The 400-nt window shown below is 61.0% G+C and carries 1 protein-coding gene; it reads right to left on the reverse strand.

Annotated features, from left to right (window positions below):
- Positions 1-295: helix-turn-helix transcriptional regulator (locus I6F37_RS43200; RefSeq protein WP_225154862.1), on the reverse strand; the 295-nt coding region annotated here is incomplete at its 3' end.
- Between the last annotated feature and the right edge of the window lie 105 nt (positions 296-400).

The following is a 400-nucleotide window of genomic DNA, read 5'->3' on the forward strand; positions in this document are numbered from 1 at the left end:
GTTCTTTGAGTTTGTCGAGACGATCGAGCCAGAACGCCTGATATCGATCCAGCCAGTCGACGAGAGGTCGCATGCCTCTGGGATTGATCCGGTAGTACACGTAGCGACCCTCACGTCGAACGGAGACCAGTCCGGCGCTGCGGAGCGCTGCGAGGTGTTGCGAGATCGCGGGCTGCGAGACGTCGAAGCGCGCCGTCAGCTCGCTTACCGCCGCCTCCCCCTTCGTCAGCCGCTCAAACACGCCTCGACGCGTCGGATCGGCGAGAGCGCGGAAGATTTCATCCTCTCGTTTCATGGTGCATATATAAGCAATTACTTATATGTAGGCAAGGGGACGGGGGACGGGAGACGAGAAGTGAGACGGGAGACGGGAGACGGGCGGAGCGCGATGGGATGCGTG

Origin of the sequence: Bradyrhizobium sp. NBAIM08 (assembly GCF_020193935.1) — a bacterium.
Classification (GTDB): Bacteria; Pseudomonadota; Alphaproteobacteria; order Rhizobiales; family Xanthobacteraceae; genus Bradyrhizobium; species Bradyrhizobium yuanmingense.